At 63.9% G+C, this 18,850-nt stretch carries 14 protein-coding genes; 7 read left to right on the top strand and 7 right to left on the bottom strand.

What is annotated here, in order from left to right:
- Positions 1-203: 203 nt before the first annotated feature.
- Together ACR9Y2_RS21330 and ACR9Y2_RS21325 are read right to left on the bottom strand one after the other, a co-directional pair.
- Complete coding sequence (locus ACR9Y2_RS21330) at positions 204-497, bottom strand: YXWGXW repeat-containing protein (protein WP_435043680.1); 294 nt, start codon at positions 495-497, stop codon at positions 204-206.
- Positions 498-631: 134 nt separating this feature from the next.
- The gene (locus tag ACR9Y2_RS21325; protein ID WP_435043679.1) at positions 632-1,012 is read right to left on the bottom strand and encodes a PRC-barrel domain-containing protein; all 381 of its coding nucleotides are present in this window, start codon (positions 1,010-1,012) and stop codon (positions 632-634) included.
- A gap of 693 nt (positions 1,013-1,705) precedes the next feature.
- On the opposite strand from ACR9Y2_RS21325, the gene ACR9Y2_RS21320 reads away from it, so the two are divergent.
- The gene (locus tag ACR9Y2_RS21320; RefSeq protein ID WP_435043678.1) at positions 1,706-3,505 is read left to right on the top strand and encodes an alpha-L-fucosidase; all 1,800 of its coding nucleotides are present in this window, start codon (positions 1,706-1,708) and stop codon (positions 3,503-3,505) included.
- Here ACR9Y2_RS21320 and ACR9Y2_RS21315 read toward each other — a convergent pair whose 3' ends face one another.
- On the bottom strand, positions 3,506-4,369 hold the full coding sequence (locus tag ACR9Y2_RS21315; protein ID WP_435043677.1) for an alpha/beta fold hydrolase: 864 nt from the start codon (positions 4,367-4,369) through the stop codon (positions 3,506-3,508).
- Positions 4,366-4,929, bottom strand: coding sequence for a DUF2087 domain-containing protein (locus ACR9Y2_RS21310; RefSeq protein WP_435043676.1), 564 nt, complete (start codon positions 4,927-4,929; stop codon positions 4,366-4,368). Before ACR9Y2_RS21310 ends, ACR9Y2_RS21315 begins: the two co-directional genes overlap by 4 nt.
- A 298-nt stretch (positions 4,930-5,227) precedes the next feature.
- Here ACR9Y2_RS21310 and ACR9Y2_RS21305 point away from each other — a divergent pair, with 298 nt between their 5' ends.
- Positions 5,228-7,522, top strand: a complete 2,295-nt coding sequence (locus tag ACR9Y2_RS21305) for a hypothetical protein (RefSeq protein WP_435043675.1) — start codon at positions 5,228-5,230, stop codon at positions 7,520-7,522.
- A gap of 157 nt (positions 7,523-7,679) precedes the next feature.
- Positions 7,680-8,591: a hypothetical protein gene (locus tag ACR9Y2_RS21300; protein ID WP_435043674.1), complete on the top strand. Its 912-nt coding sequence runs from the start codon at positions 7,680-7,682 to the stop codon at positions 8,589-8,591.
- 171 nt (positions 8,592-8,762) lie between these two features.
- Here ACR9Y2_RS21300 and ACR9Y2_RS21295 read toward each other — a convergent pair whose 3' ends face one another.
- On the bottom strand, positions 8,763-8,969 hold the full coding sequence (locus tag ACR9Y2_RS21295) for a hypothetical protein (protein WP_435043673.1): 207 nt from the start codon (positions 8,967-8,969) through the stop codon (positions 8,763-8,765).
- 93 nt (positions 8,970-9,062) lie between these two features.
- Here ACR9Y2_RS21295 and ACR9Y2_RS21290 point away from each other — a divergent pair, with 93 nt between their 5' ends.
- The 4 genes from ACR9Y2_RS21290 to ACR9Y2_RS21275 all read left to right on the top strand — a co-directional run bounded on the left by ACR9Y2_RS21290 (position 9,063) and on the right by ACR9Y2_RS21275 (position 14,048).
- Positions 9,063-10,196 (top strand): glycosyltransferase family 1 protein, encoded by a 1,134-nt coding sequence (locus tag ACR9Y2_RS21290; protein WP_435043672.1) that lies wholly within the window; start codon positions 9,063-9,065, stop codon positions 10,194-10,196.
- An 18-nt stretch (positions 10,197-10,214) separates the two neighbouring features.
- Positions 10,215-11,279: a hypothetical protein gene (locus ACR9Y2_RS21285; protein ID WP_435043671.1), complete on the top strand. Its 1,065-nt coding sequence runs from the start codon at positions 10,215-10,217 to the stop codon at positions 11,277-11,279.
- A gap of 16 nt (positions 11,280-11,295) precedes the next feature.
- Positions 11,296-12,024 (top strand): FkbM family methyltransferase, encoded by a 729-nt coding sequence (locus ACR9Y2_RS21280; protein ID WP_435043670.1) that lies wholly within the window; start codon positions 11,296-11,298, stop codon positions 12,022-12,024.
- Positions 12,025-12,446: 422 nt separating this feature from the next.
- Positions 12,447-14,048 (top strand): hypothetical protein, encoded by a 1,602-nt coding sequence (locus ACR9Y2_RS21275; protein ID WP_435043669.1) that lies wholly within the window; start codon positions 12,447-12,449, stop codon positions 14,046-14,048.
- A gap of 1,312 nt (positions 14,049-15,360) precedes the next feature.
- Here ACR9Y2_RS21275 and ACR9Y2_RS21270 read toward each other — a convergent pair.
- Both ACR9Y2_RS21270 and ACR9Y2_RS21265 read right to left on the bottom strand, forming a co-directional pair.
- Complete coding sequence (locus tag ACR9Y2_RS21270; protein WP_435043668.1) at positions 15,361-16,029, bottom strand: hypothetical protein; 669 nt, start codon at positions 16,027-16,029, stop codon at positions 15,361-15,363.
- A gap of 14 nt (positions 16,030-16,043) precedes the next feature.
- Complete coding sequence (locus tag ACR9Y2_RS21265) at positions 16,044-18,833, bottom strand: protein kinase domain-containing protein (RefSeq protein WP_435043667.1); 2,790 nt, start codon at positions 18,831-18,833, stop codon at positions 16,044-16,046.
- Positions 18,834-18,850 lie beyond the last annotated feature (17 nt).

Genomic DNA, 18,850 nt, shown 5'->3' with positions numbered 1-18,850 from the left:
CGCAATGGAGGCAAGTCCGCACCCGACAGCTGGCCCACCGGCTCAGAACAATGGACACGCTCCTGCGTCGGCTCCAAGGGACGGCAGTATACGGAGGCTGCCAGTACCCCAAGCTCCGCATGCCGGTGCTGCAGCGGCCGGGCATGCGGAGTCTGCGAGTGGAGCGGGTCATCCACCAGGGGGTATCGCCCCCCGGCCGGAGTCTACCGCCAGTGACCTTCCACCAACACCCAGCCGTCCCGCTGATGCTTCCACTTGTGCGATTGCCACCGGGCATTCGGCCGCGGCCGTTGTTCCCACCTGCCCGGCGACCAGTCATAACCATGGCCATCCCAACGCTGGTAGCCCGAAACCCAGACGTAGTTCCGCCCCGGTGACGATGTTCGTCTCTCCACTCGTGCCCGGGGCGGCGCAATTCGGATGGAAATGTCAGCAGCGGCGGCGCTGAAGGTCAGCGCACCCGCGAAAAACAAGCCGGTCAATTGCTTCAACAGCATTACTCGAACTCCAGTTCTTCCTGTCAATCCTCGAATCGCTGCGGCGGCTCCGCCTGCAACTTCCAGTGAGCCCGCTGGCGGGTCAGCGGGCCCGAATCATCCGGCGCGGTCAACGCCGCCGCAGCGTGCTCAACCTAACTCCAATACGGCGTGGCGTCGTAGTACTTGTACACGCCGGCGCCCCAACTGCGGTCCGCCATGTTCGGCCAGTGATCCTGGTCAAATCCGGGAGCTAGCTCGAGCTTCTTCTTGTCGGCGTTCATAATGAACCGCTTCTCCACGGTGTCGACCTTCAGCGCATTCCATGGGATCGCGAACAGCTTGTCGCCCATGCCCAGAAACCCCCCGAACGAGAGCACAGCATACGCTACCCTGCCGTTCTCAAGGTCGATCATGAGGTGCTCGATCTTCCCGAGATCCTCATTCTGATGGTTCACTACCTTGTTCCCGACAAGCGTATCGGCTGCAAGAACACGCATCTTGCCGATCGCCAATTCTTCAGTTGTTTGAAGCATTTATTGTTCCTTTGTGCAAGTTGGGGACCGTTCAGTTGCGAGACCACTCCCACAGCCGTCTGCCCGGTATCGCCTGGATTGGAATCCTTGCGAAACCGCCCATGCGGCCCGGTGATCGGCCGGCCTCGAACTCATCGGTTCCTTCAGGCTTCTATGGGCAGCTCGGGGGCCGTTGCGGAATCCGCGCGATCGCGCCGCCCGCCGGGCTTCGTCCGGTCTTCCAACGGGCGGTCCCCTGTGCGGCCCCGATTCAGCCTCCCTGGGCCAGGCGGAGCGATGGCCGGTACTCTCGTTTGCCTCACATGCGCCCAACCGGCGGCCCCCTCCCTCGCCGCTCGGACCGTCCCCACATCACAGCCGGGCAGAAACGCCAGGATCCAAGTCCACGGCAGAAAAGCACCCTTGGCCGAAGATAAGCGCCATGACGCCTGAGCGTCACCTGACCATTCGCGGTCGTGCGAGGCCCTGGCCGGAGTGCTTCCAACGGCCCTCAACGCCCTCTGCACCGTCGAAGCCGCTTAAAACGGAGCCGCGACTGAATGCAGCGCGGGATGAACTGAATGGCCCCAACACACCGCTGGACGAGCCCGTGCCCCTCACCATCCCCGTGCTATAACGTTAACGGTAACGATCCGGGCTGGGATATGCAGTCGGATCGTCTGCAATCAGGAATCATCCTCAGCGAGGTAGACAATGACTCGGCGCGACTATCTGGTGGCTGCAACCTCCCTGCTCCCCGCGGCGCAGGCCAGCGGGCAGCAGCGTAGTGTGGACGGCACCTCACCCCAAATGTGGGGCGAGGCCTCCGCCAAAGGCGCCTCGCAGCGTGGCCAATGGCTGAAAGACTCCCGCTTCGCCATGTTTATCCACTGGGGACTCTACTCCGAACTGGGCGGCCACTGGAACGGCAAAGCCTACTACGGCATCAGTGAGTGGATCATGAACCGCGCCCGCATCCCTGCCGCCGAATACGAGAAAGTGGCACAGCGCTTCAATCCCACGGCATTCGACGCGCAGCAATGGGTCCGCACCGCCAAAGCCGCCGGCATGCGTCATATCATGATCACCTCGAAGCATCACGACGGCTTCGCCATGTTCCAATCTGCGGCCAGCTCCTACAACATTGCCAACGCCTCCCCCTTCCGTCGCGACCCTCTGAAGGAACTCTCCGAAGCATGCCGCGCGGAGGGCTTGCGCCTCGGCTTCTACTATTCTCAGAGCCAGGACTGGCACGAGAAAGACGCCGTCGGCAACCGCTGGGACTTCCCCACCCCCGGCAACTTCCAGCACTACCTGGCCGGCAAAGCGATCCCACAAATCAAGGAACTTCTCAACAATTACGGCCCCCTCGCCGGCATCTGGTTCGATACGCCCGGACCCATCACGCCGCAGCAGTCGAAAGAGCTCGTCGACCTCGTCCACACCGCACAGCCGCAGTGCCTGGTGAACAGTCGCATCGGCAACGGCCTGGGCGACTACGACACGCTCGGCGACATGGAGATTCCCAGGGCGCCCCGCGCCGGCCTCTGGGAGACGGTCGACACCCACAACGATTCCTGGGGTTACTCCTCGGACGACCTGAACTTCAAGACAGCGCGCCAGATCGCGGAGCGCCTGGTCAAGGTAGTCAGCCGCGGCGGCGTCTACATGCTGAACATCGGGCCCGATGGCGCCGGCCGCATGCCCCCGCAATCGCTCCGCATGCTCCAGCAGGTGGGCGCCTGGGTGCACACCCACGAGGCGGCTATCCATGGCGCTGAACCGACGCCCCTCGGGCCGCTCGCCTGGGGCGAGTGCACCCGGCGCGGCAATACTCTCTACCTCCACGTCTTCGATTGGCCCGCAAACGGCAAGCTGGTCGTACCCGGCCTCAAGTCCAATGTCGCTGGAGCGAACCTGTCCAATGGCGCCAAGGTCCTCGCCAGGTCAATCCCGGAAGGCTGGGAATTGCAGCTTCCGGACAAACGCCCCGCCGGCCTCATCCCTGTCGTGATCCTCGAAACCACAGGCACCCTCGCGGTTAGCAGAGACCCTTACGTCCTGGGCGGCCACGAGAACGTCCTCGACAGTGGTGGAGCGCAGCTCACCGGCTGCAAACCGGCAAAAGTCCAGTGGATGGAGAAGTTCGGCGACTGGAAACACGCCGAGTGCGCCACGGAATGGACAGGCGCCGCCAGCACCGCGGCCTGGACGTTTCATACCGTCGAGCCGGCCGAATTCTACGCCGACATCGAGTACACCCTGCCGGCTGAGGACGACTATAGCGAATGGCGCCTGACGCTCGACGGCAAGCCTCTCACCTTCCCCCTCATCGACACGGGCGAGCGGCCCAAACGCAACGCGTTCGGCGGAGCCTTCCCTCGCTTCCGCACCTACCGCATCGGCCTCATCCAAATAGAACGAGCCGGACCGCACGAGCTGCGCCTGGGGCCGACAGGCAAAGAGGGCCAAACCGCCAGGATCGCCGGCATTACCCTGCGGCCCGCGACATAGCTACCCAGGCCGGTGCGCGTGGAGAAAAGCCCACACCCGTTCCCGGATCTCATGCAGGTGAGTGAACAGGCCGACATGAGGACCGCCCTCCAACGCAAGCAAGGCCGCGTTGGGTAACCTGGCCGCCAGCGAACGCGAGTCGGCAAACGGAACCACCTCATCCACCGTGCCGTGCACCAACAGGACGGGTAGCTCGATCTGCTCCACGGGATAGGCGAACCGCCGCCGCGACTCCACAATGTCGTTCTGTGTACCCGGCAGGCGCCGCGCCAGATGCTCCATCGTGCTCAACTGCAGCTCAGTCAGCAGCGGACCCGCCTGTGGGTCACCCAGCGTGCGCGCGCATAGTTCCGCATTGGTGATCGCCCGGCGAGCGGACTCTTCCGGCTTCCGGGCCGCCTTCCGGCGCAGCATATCGGTCAGCCACGGCAGGCGAGCCATCACCTTGAGCAGGTGGAACCGCAACGGCAGCTCTACCAGCAACGGAGCGGTGCACGCCGAAACCAGGACCAGCCCCCAACAGCGGCTCGCATGCCGCAGTGCAAACTGCAGCGCACACTGCCCGCCGCCGGAGACTGCCAACACCGCCGCCTGCCGGATCCCCAGCGCATCCAGCAGCGCCTCGCACAAATCGGCCTGTTGCTCCGGATGCTGCGCCCCAGCCAGCGGCGTACCCAGGTAACCCGGCCGCGAAACGGCCACGAACTGAAATCCGCCGCCAGCCAGTGCCGCCCGCGCCAGCATCACACTCTGGTCATACCCGCCCATCGCCCCATGCAGAGCCACGACAGCCGGTCCGTCACCCCATACGGCGCACTCCACCACACCGAGCGCCGTCTCGATCAGCACCGGTTGCGGGCTCATTGCGCCTTCCCGCCGGCCGCCTCTTGGCGCGCCGTCAGATGACGGATCAGCGCAACGGCTCCCGCCGGAGGCTGGCGCTCCACCCGCCGGTACTGGCGTCCATCCGCCGTCCGGCTCACCAGTCCGCGATCGCACAGTTCGCGCCGCAGCAACGCGTGGTCGCCAAACAGGTGGTCGCTTCGCAACTGGCCGCTGAGCTGAGCCTCGCTCAAGTCCCGCTTCGCTGGCAGCCTCGACCAGAACACCCACAGGCACAGCTCGCGCAGGCCCTCCTTGGCCGGCCAGCGCTCCAGCCGCCCGCGAGCATCGAAGTACGCCGCCAACCGCTTCACCAGCACGTAATCCACCGGCGGCTCCACCGGCGGCGCCTGCCGCAACTGATTCTCAGCCGCTGCCTGCGCGCGCAGGCTCTGGAAATTCCGATGGCCGGTGGAGCGCGCCAGCATGTTCAGCAATTCAAGATGACTGGGAGTGTGACCGCATTGGACCAGCTGGTCACGTAACGATCGCGCCAGCGCGGAAACGTCGCCGGCGGAGAAGGGAATGGAAACTCTGGACATCGCTTATCCTTTTTCGAATTCGCATTGGAATCAAAAGCCCAAAGGCCAAAGGCCCGTGGGGCAAGCGCCGGTCCGGTTGGGGACTGTCGGTGGTCGCTGTCTTCCGGCTCGGCACTGGATAAGGTGTCGGTCGAGAGGAGGAACTTGGCAGGTTTAGCACCCCTTGCGGGGCAGCGACGCCTCGGTGAACTGCCGACCAGTTTCCATTCTAATAGAGGCTCTCTTTGTCCGCAATAGACGTCTGAACGGCAGGCGCCAAATCGGGAACCGCTTCCACCCAACCGGCGTCTCAACTTCCATGCGGGGACGGACCCTTCCTTCGCCGAGCCCATCCAGGCTGTCCATCCCTCTCGCCCTCGCCTGCCCGGTTCTGCTCCTTTGCGCGCCCGGCTGCTTAGCCCAGGATGCCGGCTGCTCCGCCGCTTCCTCCGTCTCCGATGCCCGTTTCACCCTCTCGTCGAAAGAGGGCCGCACCGTGTTCCAGTCGGGCGAGATTGTCGCCCTGAAACTCTCGTTCACTGCGTCCACCCCCCATCGCTACTGGGCCGACGACCGCAACTACGATCGCAGCGGTCGCCTGTCACTCGAAGCTTACTGCCTCACGCCGGACACAGCCGATCCCCTCACCAGCTACTTCAGCATCGGCGGTTTCATCGGCGGCGGGCTCGGCGGCCTGCGGGCACTGGACACCACTCCCTTCACCGCCGAGGCGGACTTGAACGAATGGCGCCGGCTCCCCCCGGGGCGCTACCGCGTCTATGCCATCAGCCAGCGTGTCTGGCGTCCGCCCGATCCTCGCGAACAAACCCCTTACGGCCGCGTGGCGGAGGTTCTCCGCTCCAACACGGTGGAGTTCGTCGTCAACCCGCCAGACGCCAGGTGGCAGGCCGCGCAACTCCAGGCCGCGACTCAAGCACTCGCCGCTAACCCGTCCTACGAGGAGGCCCGCCGCGCCGCGCGCACGCTGCGCTTCCTCAACACCGCAGGCTCCGCCCGGCAGCTCGCCCGCCTGTTCTGGGGCATCAATCCGCAGCAACCCGCCGGCTGGGAACTCCTGCTTGGACTCTACGGCTCACCATTCCCCAGCATCGCCATCGAATCCATGAATGCGGAACTGGCGGAGCCCAGCCACCCGGTCACGGGAGAGTTCCTCGCCCTGCTCGTAAACCTCCAAATAGGCGTCGATCCCGCCTGGAAGCCCCCCGCCTTCACCCAGGCGGACATCGAGCCGTCGCGCCTGTTCTGGCAGCGGCGGAAGGACCGCGTCCAGGAGTTGACCACCCTGGCGCTGCGCAAAGTGGCGGAAGCCCTGCCACGTAAAGTGGGCGCAGCCCGCGCATTCACGCTCCTGCAACTGCTCTCAGGCGGCGAAGCCATCTCCACCGATGCCGGCAAGCTCCGCGCCGAGCTCGCCACCGTGTGGAATGATCTGCCCCGCGAGTCCCAGTCGGAATGGATCCAGTACCGCTGGCCGCTCATCGCCGGACCGGAGCTGCTGCCCGCCCTCCGCCGACTGGCGGCCGAAACACCGCCGCCACCGCGAACCACTCGCGCCATGGCCCGCGATGCCGCGCTCAAGCACATCCATGAACTCGATCCCGGGCTCGGCCGCGCCTTGATCCGCCAGGACGCCCTGAATCCCACCGCCCAGCCGGATCTCGATTTGCTCCGGCTCCTGCCGTCCGAAGACATCGCCGCCATACTCCCGCCGGCGGCGGAACGCATCGCCCACGGTCAGGCTCGCGAACTGGACTACGAACTGCTCGACCGCTTCGCTGACGCGGGACTCCTGCCCGGCATCCAGGCCACATTTCAACAACACCTCGGCCAGTGGGCCTGCGCGCCGCAAAGCGCCATGCTGCGCTACTTCCTCAGGGTGGATCCTCCCTACGGCGCGACTCAAGTCAAGGCCTCGCTGTCCGCACGGAAGGACACCCACTGCTATAGCGGCCTGCTGCAAAGCCTGGGCAATCATCTCCCGCATGTTCAGATACTCGCCATCGAATCGCTGGATGATCCCGATCCCGATCTTGTTCAGGACGCCGTGGCCGCACTCGGCGCCTGGGGAGACCCTTCAGCGGAAACCGCCCTTTGGGCCCGTTTGCAGCGATTCCGGCAGGAATGGGCCGGCCGCGAGGACGAACTCCGCTCCACACCCGATTACCAAAGTCCCGGACCACGCGCGGTTGCCCTCGAACAAACCCTCGTGCGCGCACTTGCCTCCGGCCGGACGTGGCTCTACCCGCCCGCGAAGCTCGCCAGGCTGGCCAGCCTCGTTCTAACCAGGCAGCAGGCCCTCCAGATCGAAACCTGGATTCAGGATTGGAACCGCGGGCCCGCGGTCGTCACCCCAAGTTGGCGCGCAGGCGGCGACATCGCCTTCTCGCTCCTGCAATACAACTCGCTCACCCCGGAACAATTGCGCACAAAACTCACCCAGTTTCCCAGCGGAACGCATCTCCGCTGGCAGTTCTGGCAGCCCGGCCAGATCCAGCCGCCCGTCACCATGCAGCGGCAGGATGCACTCTACGAAACCATGCGGGCCTTCGCCGCGAACCACGGTGTCGCGCTCGACCCCGCAAACCATCCCTGATCCGGCCCGCCAGCCCCATCTCTCCCGCCAAACACTATGAACCGCCTTCGCCCGCCCCCTTTGAATCCTCAACTCGGAATTCCAAGCCAGGATCTGGGGAATGCGCTACACTCCTCACACGTCACCTGGGAAGCTGTTCACCCCTCGGAGGAGCCCAATGTTCGTTCAAAACTTCATGAGCCGTCCGCATGGCTTCGCCAGCATGCACTGCCTTTACCCCTACACGGATCCCATTGCGCGCCTCGACCACTTGGAGACTGTGCCTCTGGCCGGCGGCGGCAATTTCACCGAGATCCGCGGAGAAAACAAGGTCTCTTTCTGTCAGATCCTTCCCTGCGCCATGGTGAATCCGCTCCCCTCTGACCTGTCGCCCGTCGTCTCTTATACAACCGACATCGGCCTCTGGGTCATGCGCATCACCGCCAACCGTCCAAGCCCGTCGGCCGTACCTGCCTACTACCTGCCTTGGCGCAAAGACCACATGATGCGCATGAAACTGAAGCCGAGCCCGAATCATCCGAAGCAGGAACTCGGAGTCACTCTCGACCCGGATCTCTTCGTCACCGCCGCACTCCAGGGCTGCACCGTGATCGTCTCCGGCGAACCGGCTCAGCCTCTCGTCTACCACTTGAACGCAGCTTCCGTGCGTGGCGCTGGCGGGGAGACCTTTGGAGGCGACGATGCCCAGTTCGACATAGCCGCACAAGCCAAGATCGGTCACATGCAGGCACTTTTCGGACAAGCTCAGGTGCAGGCGCCCAAGGAGGGTGCCAAGCTAGCCGGCATCCGGCAGCCCGCCGTGGCGTCCCTCACCGGAAGCGCCCATGTCACCCAATACATGAGCGGCGTCAAACCCATCGCCAATGAGGCGCTCCGGACCTACTACAGCAACCTCCTCGGTGTCCGCAATCCATCGGTGGCACAGTATGGGACCGTGTTCGGCATCCGCGCCACCGGCACCTGGCGGTTCTACCGCCAGACGCGCACTCGCGTCAGCTATAAGTCACCTCACGGCGCCGGCTACATCTACCAGTGGATGGACCCCGTCTGCATGCGCTTCTGGCCATAGCCCCAAAGCCGCCCATCCGCGCGCTCAGCACCTGGTACGCGCGCCGATTCCGCTTTGACCTGGAAATACCGCTCTGCGCATAGCGCTCAACGCGGTGAACAACGGCGGCCAACTCGCACCCTGCACCGCGGTGCCCCCGGATGCTAATTTAGTCTTCGGATTGTTGCTCACTCAAGTACTCTCGACGTGGATGGAGATTGGCTCTTCCGCCTCCATCGTCACCTCAAAACAGGTCACCTTCCGCAGACCAGCCAGAATGCCAGTATGGACCCACTCCGCATGGCGCCCCTCTGCCACTCCTCGGTCCGGCGAAGCCGCAAGCCCCCACACCGCCTGCTTCCGCGGCCCCTCCAGGCCGTTCGGAATGCTACCGCTCATGAGCCGCGCTGAGGAACCCTCCAGCCTGCCCGTCTGCGGCCCGCGGGGCCTGCCGTCCACGCATCAGTCCCGTCGTGTGCCACCCAACCGGCAATGATCGGCCTGCGCTATATTTCCCTCACTGGAACCAGCGGCTATGCCCAGGCTGCGCGCCGCTATCTCCTCGGACTCACCGCGCTCGGCGTTCCAGTCACCTGGACCCCCATGGTCTACGGCAACTCCTGGGGCATGGAGTTCGAACCCTTTGCAGGAACCTCCCTCGGCGACCCGCAACTCGATCCAATCTGCAACAGGGACATCCCCTACGATGTCGTCCTTCTCCATACCCAGCCGGAATACTATCCGCGCCTGCTCGCCCTGCTGCCGGGTAAACACATCGCGGCCTACACCGCCTGGGAAACTGAACGCGTACCCCGTTCCTGGCGATCGCACCTGGCGGGCATCGACTCCCTCATCGTCCCTTGCCGGTGGAATCGCGACGTCATCCGGGCTGGCGGCTTCCGACCCCCCATCGAAGTCGTCCCCCATGCCCTGCTGCCCGGCCAGGCGCCCGCGCCTCTCGAGTCCGGCGGCTCCGGCCCCTTCGTCTTCTACTCCATCAATGTCTGGGACGACCGCAAAGCCATCGACCGCACCCTCACCGCTTACTGCCAGGCCTTCACCGCGCGCGATGCCGTCCGCTTCGTTCTCAAAACCTCTGAGCGCCACGTGTCCCTCCGCGTGCCCTTCACCGGCTGGTGGCCCTTCCAAACGCGAGACCTGGCGCAACGGCTGCTCAGCCGCTATCCTGACCCGCCGCCCCTAACGCTCCTGACGCAGCAATTGCCTGAAACCGGCATCCAGGACCTCCACCAACAGGGCGATTGCTACGTCTCGCTCTGTCACGCCGAAGGCTGGGGCCTCGGTGCCTTCGACGCCGCCGCCTCCGGCCGGCCGGTCGTCATGACAGGCTACGGCGGACAAACCGAGTTCCTGTCGCCCGATCTCGCCTGGCTCGTCCGCTATCACATGACCGCGCCCCCGTTCCGCCCTCTCATGAACTATGAGTTTGGCCATCGCTGGGCCGAGCCGGATGTCGCACAAGGCGCCGGCTTCCTCCGCCATGTCTACGAAAACCGCAACGAGAGCAGGCAGAAAGCCCACCTCCTCGCGACCCGGCTCTGTGCACGCTATCGCAACGATCGGGTCGCCGCGGAGCTCTGGGATTCTCTGGGCCGGCACCTCTGAGGATCCTGGCGACACCCCATGCACTTTGCGAATCAACTCCTGAACGCGGCCAGGCACAGGCTGGGATTCTCTAGTCCCCATCTCGCATCCGGTGTCGATGCGACCCCCCACTCCATCCCAGGCATCCGCACGCCCGGCGCGCGCCTGGTCTGGAACAAAGGCATCGCAGCTCTCTGCGATTGGCGCTGCCCCGACGAGTTCCCCCCCGGCCAGGGCTACACCACCGCCCCAGTTCTCGCCGGAGCCGCCCCCACCTGGCGCACCCCAAAGAACCTGATCCCCAATCCCTCCGCTTGCGCCGGACTCCCCGACGGCGCCGTGATCTGGCTGCGCCTGTCCTGGATCGGATCCTTCCTGCACCAGGTGCTGCCACTCATCCGCTCACAGTTCATTCTGGTGACCGCCGACTCCGACAGTCCCGTTCCCTCCAGCATCCCCCGCGAGGCCCGGACTCTCGTCCACGACTCCCGCCTCATCCACTGGTACGCCCAGAATTACGATGGCTCCGGCAGCCACGGGAAGATCTCCCCCGCCCCCATCGGCATCGACTACCATACGCTGTGCGACCGCCCCTATTGGGGAGAGGCCATCGCGACACCCGCCGGTCAGGAACAGTCTTTGCTGTCCATCCGCGAAACCCTACCGCCTCTCTCGGAACGCATCCCGTCCGTCTATGTGGATTTTGGATGGCAGCGCACCCGTCTCGGAGGAAGGCGAGACCTCATCCGCCACCTGCGCGGCAATCCTCGCGTCTACCTCCAGGAACAGCCGCTGGGCCGCTCCGAAATGTGGCGCCGCCGCGGCCGCTACGCGTTCGTCCTGAGTCCGCCCGGCAATGGCCTGGACACACATCGGCTGTGGGAATCGCTGGCCTTGGGCCACATCGTCCTCACACCCGCTTCCTCCCTGGACCCGCTGTTTCAGGACCTCCCCGTCGTCCCGTTCCGCCATTGGTCCGAGATCCAACCCGGCCACCTCGATCGCTGCCTGGCGGCCCTCGGCCAATCAGGCACCGCTCTGCCGCCGCAACTAACATCCGAATACTGGATTACCAGGATCCGGACAGGACAACCAATAAGATGAGGAAGAGTATCACCCTGTGAGCTGGAACGAGTTCGAAAACTATATCCATCGGAAGCTCCTTTCCCTGGGCTGGCGCGTGCAGCGGGAGGTGCCCGCCTCGGATGGGTGGAGCGCCGGACGCACCTATTGGGACGCCGCCTACCTCCGGCGCTTGGGCTTTTGCCCGGCCACCGTCATCGATGTCGGCGTGGGCCATGGAACAGCCGAACTCTACCGCGCCTTCCCCGACGCCTTCCTCCTTCTGATCGAGCCCGTCGCCGAATTCAAGCCCGACATCGATTCGATCCTCGCGGCCCGCCGCGGCGCACTCGTCGAGGTGGCTCTGGGCGACAGCCCGGGCGAAACCGAACTATACGTGGAACCACGTCTGCCCCAGCTCACCAGCTTCTACAAACGCGACCGCTTGGAACAGACCGGCGATACCCCCGACATCCGTCGTGTACAGGTCGAAACCCTCGACCGCGTCATGGCCGCCCAACCCTGCCCGCGTCCCTTCGGGCTCAAAATCGACGCCGAAGGCGCGGAACTCGGCATCATCCACGGAGCCACCGCGACCTTGCGCGAAACGGAGTTTCTCATCGTGGAGGTCAGCGTGTCCCAACGCTTCGAGGGCGGCTACCAGTTCGCCGAAATGATCGCCGAACTCGACCGCCTCGGCTTCTCCGCAGTGGACATCCTCGACATCGGCCGCGCCGACACCGCCCAGGTCACCTTCCTCGACCTCGTCTTCCAACGGCGGAAGTGAAGGCCCAGGCCGATAGGAATCGCTCGTCATAACACTCCGAGTGCCGCCGGCTGGGTGACCAAACCAACCAGCACGAGTCCGCCCGATCCCCGCTCACCCAGCCCGTCCCCCATACCCACACCACAACAGCAAAGATTCCCAACCGCTGCTGTAGCAGAATACCGGACCTCAAGGCTCTATTAAAGTGAGAGCCGATCGCATAGCTTCATACCTGCGGCCTCCGGCAAACTCCATCGCGCAATCACAACGGTTGCCGATCGCAAGCTTGCTGTCCATCGTGTGGCCTCGCTCGTCACCCACGTAACGTGGGCACGCCTACTGCGGCATCCGGCAAGTCCGGGCGCCCCGGCAGGACGACAGGACGGCCGCTTTCAACAAGGATCTTGCCCCAGCCGGCCCGGGCTGTGAATTCGACACCACACATGCGTCTGTACTCTACCCGCGTCGATACACTCCTGGTCCTCCTCGCCCTTGGCTGGTTCTTCCTGTTCGCGCATCACGGTCTATCGGCGCCATTCTCCGGCGACGATCTGATGAACCTCCATGGCTACCTCAGCCGCTCGACCGTCTCTCTGCTCGTGGACAATCTCTGCTACTGGTCCACCGCCTATCGCCCCCTGGGCGGTCTCTTCTACTCCGCTCTCTACCATTATTTCGGCTTCGACCCGCTGCCATTCCGCGTCGCCTGCTTCGCCATCATGACGCTCAACCTGGGCCTGCTCTGGCGGTTCACCCTTCGCCTGTCCGGCTCACGCGAAACCGCATTCCTGGCCCTGCTCATCGCTGGTTACCACGCCTGGTTCGTCGACCTCTACTACAGCACCGGCACCATCTACGATCTGCTCTGCTACGCCTTCTACCTCGGCTCCTTCAACCTCTGCTTGCGCGTCCGGCCACTGGCGTGGCGTCACCTGGCCGTACTGATCGTCCTCTACGTCTGTGCGCTGAATGCCAAGGAAATGGCCGTCACCCTGCCCGTCCTGCTGGCTGCCTACGAGCTCATCTACCACCGGCACGCGTTGCGCGAGAGCGGTTTCGCGTGGCTCCTCGGCGCGGGTCGCGGCGTCCTCGTCACCAGCCTCCTCACCCTGCCCTATGTCGCCGGCAAACTCCTCTGCGCGGGCAGCCTGGTCGAGAATCCCGCCTACCACTTGTCCATCTCCCCTGGCCGTTACCTCGACACCTTCCATCTCTACCTGAATCCGCTGCTGTATCAGGATCACGTCTTCCGCGACCCGAATACCATCCAACTTCTCCTCGCAATGCTGGCCCTCGCGCTCTGCAGCCGCAGCCGCCCCCTGCTGTTTGCCTGGTGCTTTGTGCTGCTCAGCCTGCTGCCCGTGGCCTTCATCGCTCACTACTCGGCGTTCTTTCTCTATCTCCCCATGGCCGGCTGGTCCCTCTACGCAGCCGGGTTGCTCGTCATCGCGCGCCGCCTGCTAACGAGTCTGGTGCTCCGCTTCGCGGCCATCAGGGGCGGCCAGGAGAAGCGGCTGCACCTCATCTCCGTCATCACACTGCCCGTCCTGCTCGCCCTGTTCCTCGCCCCCCAACATCGCCGCGAGAGCGTGAAGACGCTCCATATCTTCGAAACGGCCCAGCCCCCATCACGCCAACTCGCCGCCGAAATGCTGGCCCTGCGGCCCACCCTGCCCCGCGGCGGCCATGTGCTCTTCGTAGGTGATCCGTTCGCCCCGGACGAATACTTCCTGCTGTTCCTCACACGCCTGCTCTACCGGGATATGAGCCTCACCGTCGATCGAACCTCGCCCCAGCAGCCGCTCCGGCGCCACCACTTCGACGCCGTGTTCACATTCCAGTGCGGTCATCTCCTGAGCGCAACCAGGCACAGCGGCCGGCCTCTAGGCGGCAACTCAATCCTTGAAATGCGTCCCGAAGCTGCCCGCGTCAGGAACGCTCTTGTTCTGCACCTGGTCGAGCTGAATCGCCGCCAGGAAAAGCGTCCTCCGCGCAATATCGTGATACCTGCGCTGGATGGTTTTCTGCGTGGCCGTCGTGCATGATGTGCCATTCGAGCCTTCGAACGTCTTGTAGGTCAGAGGCACGGTGGATACCGCCGCCCCTCCGTAATAAAGCTCATGCAGCCGCGGGTGGATCGTAGTTCCGTTTGCACCGCTCCCCGCAAGAAATGCGGAGAGGGTCGACGACTTACCCGGCATCCGATTGGAGATGTGCCGGAATGGCGTCTTTGTTTCCGTCGTGTGGCAGAGCGTACATTGCTGCAGTGCCAGCATGTTGCGGAACTTCTCATCCGTGCAGACTCCGGAGGGCGAGCCGAAGGTCCCAATGGCCGCGTAAGTCACCTGGGAAAGTGCCGACAAATCGTGCTGGATGGGGAGGTGATCCACCCCATGCTCGGCCGGCTCAGGTTTCGTGCGCCAAAGGTCAGCGTAGCCGGGGCTTGATTCCGCCCCAGGCATGATCTGGTCGTCCAGCACCGCCTCGGCAAATGCACTGTGGAAACCAGGGACCGCTGATGTGGGGTCCAGCACCAACTGCGAGAGCCTCCACGCTGCTCCAAGCGTGCGGTTGAAGCGCGAACTCACCGACCGCAGCTTCGTCGGCGCGGCTGCTTTGGCAGAGAAGCCCGCCTCCTGCAGCGCATCCAGCAGCGCACACAGATATCGTGCTGAGTCCACCGTCGACAGCTTCGCCCATGTGTCGGCCAAATGAGTGAAAGCTTTCCGGTCAAATGGCGGCAGTCGGAATTCCAGGATCAGCAGCGCCTCCGGAGGCTGCATCGCTCCAGGCGCGGGCTTCACCCCGAAGACGAAATGTACCTCGGCGCCCACCCAGTTGGTTGAGAAGTGAGCGAGATCCATTCTGTTCGCGATCGCCAGCAATTGAAAGGGTGCAACGCTCAGCGAGGAGAAAGGCTTCAACGCTTGCTTGAGCTCCCCATCCTGGCGGATCATCGCCTGATACCAGGCCTGCGCCAACTGCTCCGGACCCAATACCCGCGGTTTAGCGATCTTGGCTGCTTCCCCGAACATCGCCGGGAAGCTCAACGCCGCGGCCTCGCACCAGGACGGCGCAGTCAGCGCACAGTCATGGATCAGAATGCTACGCTCCGGCTTAATCTTGTAGTACGCTTTGCCGATATCGGAATCGTCCAGTTCGGCTACAATCTTCGGATCCGGCCCTGTCGTGGGCATCTTGTTCGCATTCAATGCCCGGTCGGTGAAGAGCCCGAGGATCTTCTCGTCGTTCTGGGCACGCAACTCAGGCTGGCAGGGGGCGGCCAATAGCAGCCCCAGAATTGCCAGCGCGCCTGTTGCCCTGCGGGCGGGACCGCGTGACTTCGCCCACAAGGTGTTAAGGGATCGCATGTTCGCTGTGTCCCGGCCAGAAGAATAGCTGCTCCCCGGTGCCGCCCGTCCATGGGTTCGTGTCGCCAGCCATCAGAAAGAATGCCGCACGAGCAAATTCAGGCGACTCTGTGAAGGCCAGCGCGATGTCCCAGTCCCGGGAACCTGGCGCAAGCCCGAACTCCGCCGCAACCTCCAACTGCTCGGCCGAGGGAGTCCTCAGGTTGGCCACAATCGCTCCGTCCATCAGGCATGCGCCCAGAAAGGCCGGAAAGGCGGGCAACTGGCTCTCGGCTCCACCGTTTAAGGCCTGGAGATAGGCTTGGTTTGCCAGATCAATGATGTCCCGGAAGCTGCTAGTCTCGATGTCCTGGCTGCTAAAACTCTGAATCGCAAAATACTGGCAAAACCGCCCTGCGCAATAGATCCCCACCGGCGGGGCCGCCGGCGAGAAGTTCCTCAGAAACCCCGAGATCGCCAGCCGCACTCGCGTCGTCGCATCTTCTTCCAGCAGCCCTGTCGACGGCGCCGGTGGAAATACAGTAACGGTCCCATTGCTGTCGGTTTCTTTTATCTCTCGTAGGACGAAGGTGAAAACGGGCTGCGCCTGTTCCACTTCATCTAAAAGCGCCGGGCTCATAATTGCCGCGCCGGTAGCAAACCATACATCGTACACGCTGCCTCCTCGTTTCAATTTGTTCTTGAGGTTGAATGGATACGCTCAGCCCTCTTGATGACCGGGAGCTGGGGATTGAGACGCTGCCAGTGCTCCAACACCTTCTGCGAGCTTGCCTGGGCCAGCCCGAAATCGCTGCGAATCCGCGCCACCTCGGCTCGCTGCAGCCAGCTCAGTATCAGCAGCACCGGACACCATGTCTTCACGATGATCGTCCCGCGGTGCTCTTCGAACTTGGCCCAGTACTCGGCCGCCAGTTCCCACCGTGCAGTCGATGTGTAGAACTCGGCCAGGTCGAACAGGGTCCAGATCGAATAGGATTTCCCAACCGCCTGCAGCAGCAGGCTGCCCGCCTCGTCCAGCGCATTGGACGCCCACAGATCGAGACCCGCCGCATGGGTCTCCGCGGCCTGCGTCCGGGCATTCGGCCATCGCTGCGCGATCGTGCTCGCGATGCCGCGAACCCGCGTCAGGGTCTCCCGGTCATCCAGTCGCCGGCACCACGAGGCGACACATTCGAAACGGCCGGCCATGTTCGGGTACACCGGAATCTCCGCCATCTCCTGCAGGATCTTCAGCGCCATCGCCCGCCTGTCCTGCACAAAGTACAGCGCGCATAGAAACTGATTGCAGCCGAACGCGCTGAGTGGATCCGTGGCAGCCGAACGGCTCTCCTCCAGCGCCGCAACGGCAACTTCCAGGTTGCCCTGCAGAATCCTCACGAACTGCTGGTCGAGAATGTTCCCCGGACTCGGAGGTTGGCTGGCAAAGGCCGCCAGCGCCGCCGGGTATTGCTCCAACCCCGCATAAGCGGAGCCCGCTCCGTTGTAAATCCACTTGTTTTCAATGCGCCGGGCCACACCAGCCCGGAACGCCGCCAGGGCATCCTGGAAGCGGCCGGCTTCCACCAGCGTGTCTTCCAGGCGCATCACCTGCATCCAGTCATCGGGCGCCAGCTCAACCGCCTTCTGGCAAGCGGCAACCGCCTCAGGAAATCGTCCGGTAGTGCTGTACGCTTGCGCCAGCAGACCGTGGCGGCGGGGCTCGTCCGGACGATCTGCCAGATTCTCAATCGCGGTCTCCACCATCTTTCGCGGGTCTTCGGTCAGCCGGTAGTAATTGCTTTCAATCACGATCCGCTCGTGCCGCGGCAGCTTCGAAGACAGTTCGAGCGCCGTGCCCACCTCTCGGAACGCCTCGTCATAGCGCCATCCATTCAACGTCATCCCCAGCATGCTGTGCGCTTGGGCAAAGCCAGGATCCAGCCGGATCGCTTCCCGGAATAGCGGAACCGCCAGCGACATATTGCCGGCAGCATAATATTCCAGACCCTCGTAATACTTCTGCAGAGCCTCAGGATTGGAAGAGGTGAGCAGCCGGAGATCGGCCGGATTCGCCGCAATCGACTGCGCCGACTCTCCCGTCGCCCCCCGAATCCACCGCGAGGCAGCCTGCGCTAACGCGATCGGACCCGGTTCGTCGTGGATCGAGCCTTCCAGCAACTGCCGCGCGCCGCCCGTCATCAATCGGAGCATCAGCGAGAACCGCTGCTCCGACCTCCGAACATCGCCATCCAGCCAGAACTCCGCCCTCGCCAGATCCAATACCCGCCCCAACGTATCCCCCGCGAATGGAACCACGGCCTTCTGCCCCAGCCTCGCCAGCGAAGGCGCCAGGTCATCATCCGATATGACGTGGATCCGGTTCGTCTGCTGCAGCGCGGTGAGGATCAGCGAGCGTATCACCTTGGCCTCCGGCGATTGATCCCCGTTCACCCGGAATCCGTTCATCAATACTCGTGCATTCGCCGGCAGGCTGAACCGCGCGCCGTCCCGCAGCCGGAAAGCAGAATAGGACGCCACAGCCGTCGTCGCCAGCGCCAGTCCACCCAACCAATACCGCCGGGTACTCCTCGGTTGCAGGTGAGGGATGACGCGGGCCAGCGTCTCGGGCCGCTCGTCCGGGTTCTCTCGTGTGCACTCCTTGAACTTCGGGCCCGCGGGCAGCAGGCGCTCGGCCACCTTCCCGAATGCATAGATATCACTGCGCACGCTGGGACGATCACCGCGCCGCAGCTCCGGAGCCATAAACTCCAACGTCCCCGCCTGAAACGACAGATCCTCTCCATCCGTCCCCGCCGCCAGGCCAACCGTGCGATCCAGCGCCCGCGCCAGGCCAAAGTCCATAATCACCGCCCGCGGCGCAGGACCGCCCAGGCCGACAATCATCACATTGGCCGGCTTGAAATCCCCATGCACCACGCCCGTTTGGTGCGCCGCTTGCAACGCCTCGGCCATCTGACGGATCAGAACCAGCGCCTGCGGCGCATCCAGGGCAGTCACCTCGGAGAGCGGAACCCCCTGCACATACTCCATGCTGAAAAACGTGCAAGCCCCATCTTCAAATAGTTCGTGGATCCGGCAGACATTCGGATGCGTCACGCGGCGCGCATTTTGCACCTCGGCCGTAAATCGCCTCCGGATCGCATCCGAGGAAGTCAGCAGGCGGGCAATCGTCTTCAAGGCCACCCGTTCTTCAATACGCGCATCCCACGCCAGGTAGACTTCGCCCATTCCGCCGCTGCCCAGCATCGCTTCTATATGGAAGCGGCCCAGCAGCACCTGCCCCACCGCAAATACCGGCGTTACTTCAAAACTGATCGGTTCACTCAGATAGCCTTCGAGATCGGCTGAAATGTGATGCTGCCACAACACTCGAACCTTCTCGCGAACTTCGAGATCTTCTTCGAGCTCTAAAGTCGCCTCAAGTTGCTCGCCGGCCAGCAGCTTGTCAAACAGGCTCATGACCCGGTTCCAGTGCG

It is taken from the genome of Paludibaculum fermentans (genome assembly GCF_051172195.1).
GTDB lineage: Bacteria > Acidobacteriota > Terriglobia > Bryobacterales > Bryobacteraceae > Paludibaculum > Paludibaculum fermentans_A.
This window is presented reverse-complemented; position numbering and strand designations above follow the sequence as displayed.

Bases quoted from the DNA above. Each gene is read 5' to 3' on its own strand.
- ACR9Y2_RS21305 (WP_435043675.1), top strand. From the start codon at position 5,228: ATGCGGGGACGGACCCTTCCTTCGCCGAGCCCATCCAGGCTGTCCATC.
- ACR9Y2_RS21275 (WP_435043669.1), top strand. From the start codon at position 12,447: ATGCGTCTGTACTCTACCCGCGTCGATACACTCCTGGTCCTCCTCGCC.
- ACR9Y2_RS21325 (WP_435043679.1), bottom strand. From the start codon at position 1,012: ATGCTTCAAACAACTGAAGAATTGGCGATCGGCAAGATGCGTGTTCTT.
- ACR9Y2_RS21315 (WP_435043677.1), bottom strand. From the start codon at position 4,369: ATGAGCCCGCAACCGGTGCTGATCGAGACGGCGCTCGGTGTGGTGGAG.
- ACR9Y2_RS21300 (WP_435043674.1), top strand. From the start codon at position 7,680: ATGTTCGTTCAAAACTTCATGAGCCGTCCGCATGGCTTCGCCAGCATG.
- ACR9Y2_RS21320 (WP_435043678.1), top strand. From the start codon at position 1,706: ATGACTCGGCGCGACTATCTGGTGGCTGCAACCTCCCTGCTCCCCGCG.
- ACR9Y2_RS21290 (WP_435043672.1), top strand. From the start codon at position 9,063: ATGATCGGCCTGCGCTATATTTCCCTCACTGGAACCAGCGGCTATGCC.
- ACR9Y2_RS21265 (WP_435043667.1), bottom strand. From the start codon at position 18,833: ATGAGCCTGTTTGACAAGCTGCTGGCCGGCGAGCAACTTGAGGCGACT.
- ACR9Y2_RS21330 (WP_435043680.1), bottom strand. From the start codon at position 497: ATGCTGTTGAAGCAATTGACCGGCTTGTTTTTCGCGGGTGCGCTGACC.
- ACR9Y2_RS21295 (WP_435043673.1), bottom strand. From the start codon at position 8,969: ATGAGCGGTAGCATTCCGAACGGCCTGGAGGGGCCGCGGAAGCAGGCG.
- ACR9Y2_RS21310 (WP_435043676.1), bottom strand. From the start codon at position 4,929: ATGTCCAGAGTTTCCATTCCCTTCTCCGCCGGCGACGTTTCCGCGCTG.
- ACR9Y2_RS21285 (WP_435043671.1), top strand. From the start codon at position 10,215: ATGCACTTTGCGAATCAACTCCTGAACGCGGCCAGGCACAGGCTGGGA.